This is a genomic window from Streptococcus sp. M334, assembly GCF_000187745.1.
GTDB lineage: Bacteria > Bacillota > Bacilli > Lactobacillales > Streptococcaceae > Streptococcus.
In genome coordinates this window covers 1,732-6,004 of record NZ_GL732501.1, presented here as the reverse complement: position 1 = coordinate 6,004, position 4,273 = coordinate 1,732, and the positions used below count along the sequence as shown (strand labels likewise).

The 4,273-nt window shown below is 37.8% G+C and carries 5 protein-coding genes; all 5 read left to right on the top strand.

Features of this window, described 5'->3' with window-relative positions:
* Positions 1-28: 28 nt before the first annotated feature.
* The 5 genes from HMPREF0851_RS15125 (at position 29) to HMPREF0851_RS15110 (ending at position 4,214) form a co-directional block, all read left to right on the top strand.
* Positions 29-229, top strand: coding sequence for a hypothetical protein (locus HMPREF0851_RS15125; RefSeq protein WP_000969569.1), 201 nt, complete (start codon positions 29-31; stop codon positions 227-229).
* 157 nt (positions 230-386) lie between these two features.
* The gene (locus tag HMPREF0851_RS16355) at positions 387-554 is read left to right on the top strand and encodes a hypothetical protein (protein WP_001228845.1); all 168 of its coding nucleotides are present in this window, start codon (positions 387-389) and stop codon (positions 552-554) included.
* A gap of 2 nt (positions 555-556) precedes the next feature.
* The gene (locus tag HMPREF0851_RS15120; RefSeq protein WP_000823105.1) at positions 557-2,776 is read left to right on the top strand and encodes a type IV secretory system conjugative DNA transfer family protein; all 2,220 of its coding nucleotides are present in this window, start codon (positions 557-559) and stop codon (positions 2,774-2,776) included.
* A gap of 92 nt (positions 2,777-2,868) precedes the next feature.
* Positions 2,869-3,672 (top strand): replication-relaxation family protein, encoded by an 804-nt coding sequence (locus HMPREF0851_RS15115; protein WP_000871893.1) that lies wholly within the window; start codon positions 2,869-2,871, stop codon positions 3,670-3,672.
* A 206-nt stretch (positions 3,673-3,878) separates the two neighbouring features.
* Positions 3,879-4,214 carry a recombinase family protein gene (locus HMPREF0851_RS15110; protein ID WP_009014495.1) on the top strand — a complete coding sequence of 112 codons (336 nt, stop codon included), beginning with the start codon at positions 3,879-3,881 and terminating at the stop codon, positions 4,212-4,214.
* Positions 4,215-4,273 lie beyond the last annotated feature (59 nt).

Here is a 4,273-nt window from a genome sequence, read left to right as displayed (position 1 = left end):
CGCTACTGAAAGATGAATGAGGTAGCTTATGATGGACTACTTTATAGCTTTTATAATTATCATTGTTGTTGTATTTCTTTGGGATTGGTTCGAAAAACCAAAACAAGCAGATAAAAAGCACTATAGTGAAGAAGAAATCGCCCTGGCAGAATTTCTGGAAAAACGGCAAGAAATCAATGAACTTTTCTTGGCTGCAAAATCCGAATTGAGAAAATTCGAAAGAAAATAAAAGCCTTGATTGGACTAGACAAAAGTAAAAAATATGTTGAAATATACTACTGTTTCATTACTTAAAATTCATTCCAATCGCTCTAAAAACTGAAGGTAATGAAATTTAACTTTTCACCAATTTTCTTGTATAAATGGAGGCAGAAAGGAGACCAGCTATGAGAAAACTAATGGCATATATTCTTGGATTTGTTGCTTGTGCTTGGCTTATTAATTGGGCGGTGAAACTAATTCTGGAAGTTTGGTGGTTCTTGGTTTTGACGACTGCGGTTATTTTCATTGGCTGGTTCGTCTTTCGGATTATTAAATCTAAAGAATGGAGGTAGAGATGAAAAGAAAATTCGAAGTGCTATCTTGGAGCGAGTGGAACTGGCAACGTCCGTTTTCTGAAGAAGACGTCAAAAGTTTGCTTGGTCAGTTGGTCGGTCTAACTCGACGTAAAAGCATTGTTTTTGAAGTTCGCATGACTAAAAACCGTGTGCAGTATCTTCTGGGGACGGAAGAACAAGATAAACGTCATATTTACCAGCTGATTCAATCGCACCGAGCTATTCAGTTTTCAAGAGTCTCAAAACGTGAAAAACTTTCGGTTGCGCGGTTAGTGAACATCAAAGAATCTCACTATGCTTTAAAAACGGATTCTGTAGAAAACATGATACGCTCAAGCCTTACAATTTCAAAAATACTTCAGCCAGATGAAATAGTAGTTGTTCAGTTGGTTATTGGCGCAGGCTCACCACCTCGCCCACAACCCAAAGATTTGCCGAATTTATCCGCTAAATGGTATCAAGTGATTACGAATAACATTCCTGAGCTTTCTGAAAACTCCAAAAAGCTGATGAAACAAAAACTAAACCAATCTACTTTTAAATGTGAAATTCGCCTTGGTGTCCAATCTCGCAGTATTTTGCGAACAAAGGAATTTTTTGACAGCCTACTTAGTAGTTTTCGTATGATGGAATCAAATGCAACCATTGAATTAAAACCATTAGCCATCCAAAAACTTAATCAAGCGCAACCTTCTTGGGCTTTCCCATATAGTTTATCTGTCTCAGACTTAGCTTGTTTCATGCTTTTACCTATTGGGGAAGAAAATATTGCAGGTGTGCCAAATATTCACCCTAAATTAGTAGTGCCACCTTTAGGCTACAATATTAACCGAAAAAATCAGCGAAGTTTGGCGCAAACGGTTGAAAGTCAATCAAGACCAATTCAGATTTCAGCTCAAGCTGGCAAAAAGCACACCGTTTTTCTCGGCTCAACTGGCTGCGGCAAAACCACCGCTATGAGTCATTTAATTTTATCAGATATACAATCTAAACATCATAGCGTCGTTGTGGTGGATGCCAAAGGTCAACTCACTCATGAACTATTAGAGCGCACACCAACTGAACACGATGAAGATATTGTGGTGATTTCACCCACTTCAAAGCGAATTGTAGGTATAAACCCTTTCGAGCTCACTAAGCACGGTATCGAGCCAGAAGTTATTGCAGATTATCTACTGGAGCTATTTAAAGGACTTTATCCTGAACATTTTGGAATTTACTCGCTGGATATTCTATCGCACAGTTTTCTAACGCTTGCTAGAATTCCAAGCACTTCTTTAGTCATGCTACCAAGTTTACTCACTAATCAATCCTTTCGAAATAAACTATTAAGAGAGTTAAAAGACCCAATCGGACTGGAAAGTTTCTGGAACTGGTTTGAATTGCTCAGTGAAGCTCAACGTCACCAGATGTTAAACCCCATTTTGAATAAATTCCGCCAGTTTTTGCTTCGTCCGCAACTTCGGGCAATGTTGGGACAAACTAATCAAAGTTTCAGTCCTGCAGAAATCTTCAAAAGCCGAAAAATCGTATTGATTCCACTAAATAAATCGGTAATCGGTTCAGAATCTGCGAAACTCATTGGTAGCCTAATCACTTCAATGCTCTGGATGTTAATTTTGCGCCAGTCTTCGGTTGAGTCAAGTAAACGCCAATCGGTCTTTATCTATATCGATGAGACACCGAGTTTCCTAGGAATCCCCAATTCTAACTTAGACGAAGCACTTTCGCAATCTCGTCAGTTTAATGTTGGCTGGAATATCGGTTTCCAGCATCTCGCCCAGATGTCACCCCAGTTAAAAGCTGGAATTGAATCTAATGTTGCGAATAAAATTGTTTTTGGCTTAAATCTTGATGAAGCTCGCGAAATGGCAAAATATACTCTGGAGATTGATAAAGAAGATTTTTACAGCTTACCACCATTTTGGGCATATATTCGTACTGAAATTTCACAAAATACTTATCGTTGGATTATTGGTAAAGCCTACCCACCTAAACCAAAAATTAGAGATAGTCGCACGCCATTTTTGAATAGCTTGAGCCGATACGGACAAGATATTTCAGAAATTGAAAGCCAATTTGAAAACTACATTTTTGAAAAATCTGCTTCAAAAAATGAAAATTTTAACCCAAAATTAACAAATTTAGGGCGTAAAAAGCGTTCCAATCGCTCTTCGAATCGTGTTGATGAAGAAAATTCTTCAAACCCTGATAAATAAAGGTTTTCAGAATTTTTACTCACACGACTTACTCCGTAACTAAGCACATTTTACGGGAGCACACCTTTAAATTTTAATGGAGAACAAAACAGATGAAATGGAATTACAAAATAGATAATGATACGCAAATTCTTTACTTTTTAAGTCAAGCTAGATATACCACCACCAACCAACTAGCCAGACTCTTTTTTACCAGTAGTGTAAGAGCTGAAACCGCCATTCGCCGTGCTAATTTTGCACTTCAAAGTCTGAAGAAAGCTGGATTGGTTTCACACTTAAAACGGCGAATTGGTGGCGCACGACGTGGTTCGGCTTCTTATGTTTGGCAAATTACTTTTAAGGGACTAAAATTCCTTAAAAACCAAGATGAAACAGTTGTTTTGCGCTATAAAAATAAATATGAACCAACTCAGCACCACGTTGAACATACTTTAGCAATTACAGAAATCTTTGTTGAGACACTGGAGACCGTTCGAAATTCAGAAAAGCTATCACTTGAAATCTTTTCCTTTGAGCCGAACTCTTGGCGTAGCTACCAAAAACTCTCTGGTATAGGCAGAACCCTAAAGCCCGATGCTTATTTGGAGCTGGTTAATCACGATTACGAAGATCATTATTTTCTGGAAATAGACCGAAGCACAGAAAGTCTTGCGCGTGTCGTAAATACTTGTAAGAAATATATTGAATACTACCGTTCAGGTATTGAACAACGACAAAAGGAAGTTTTCCCCTATGTTTTGTGGGTTGTACCAGATGACAAGCGAAAACTGGCGATTTTGAAAGCAATTCAAAAAGAACTATATAACTTTTGGGAACTGTTCACTGTAATAACACTTGAAGAATACCCAGATTATATCAAGGGAGGAATTTTGAATGAACCAGAAGAATCAAGATAGAGACTCAAAACAGCCCTCACGCACCGCCGATGAAATTTGTCGAATTGGTCGAACGACTTACTTAATCTGTCACCGTTTTACTGGAAATCGCAATCTTGAAAATATCCTAGAAAGGTTGATTTTAAGCGATAAATCACTACTTTAACAGTAGCAAAAATGGTATAATAGAAGTATAAGGTGTGTGAACTCCAAAAGGAGAAAAACACATGAACAGAACTTTGACAATTTCAGATTATAGACAAGTAGATACTTCAAAACTTTCAGATATTACGGTGGTTTATTGTCGCTTAAGTCAAGATGATGGACTGGACGGAGATAGCAACTCAATTATCAATCAGAAGAAAATTCTGCTTGATGTAGTTACAAGAGAAAATCTCTCTAATCCTATTTTGTTTGTCGATGATGGCTTTAGTGGCACAAATTTTGACCGTCCAGCAATTTCAGAAGCTCTGCGTTTGGTGGAAAATCGGCAAGTTTCGAACTTTATTGTAAAGGATTTAAAGCCGTTTTGGGGCGCTCTTATATCAAGGTTGGACAGCTAACGGAAATCAACTTTCCCTAGTTTTGATGTCCGCTTTATCGCCTTAAATGATGGAGTAGA

Excerpts from the sequence above, each read along its gene's own strand:
- HMPREF0851_RS15110 (WP_009014495.1), top strand. The coding sequence starts at position 3,879 with ATGAACAGAACTTTGACAATTTCAGATTATAGACAAGTAGATACTTCA.
- HMPREF0851_RS16355 (WP_001228845.1), top strand. The coding sequence starts at position 387 with ATGAGAAAACTAATGGCATATATTCTTGGATTTGTTGCTTGTGCTTGG.
- HMPREF0851_RS15125 (WP_000969569.1), top strand. The coding sequence starts at position 29 with ATGATGGACTACTTTATAGCTTTTATAATTATCATTGTTGTTGTATTT.
- HMPREF0851_RS15115 (WP_000871893.1), top strand. The coding sequence starts at position 2,869 with ATGAAATGGAATTACAAAATAGATAATGATACGCAAATTCTTTACTTT.
- HMPREF0851_RS15120 (WP_000823105.1), top strand. The coding sequence starts at position 557 with ATGAAAAGAAAATTCGAAGTGCTATCTTGGAGCGAGTGGAACTGGCAA.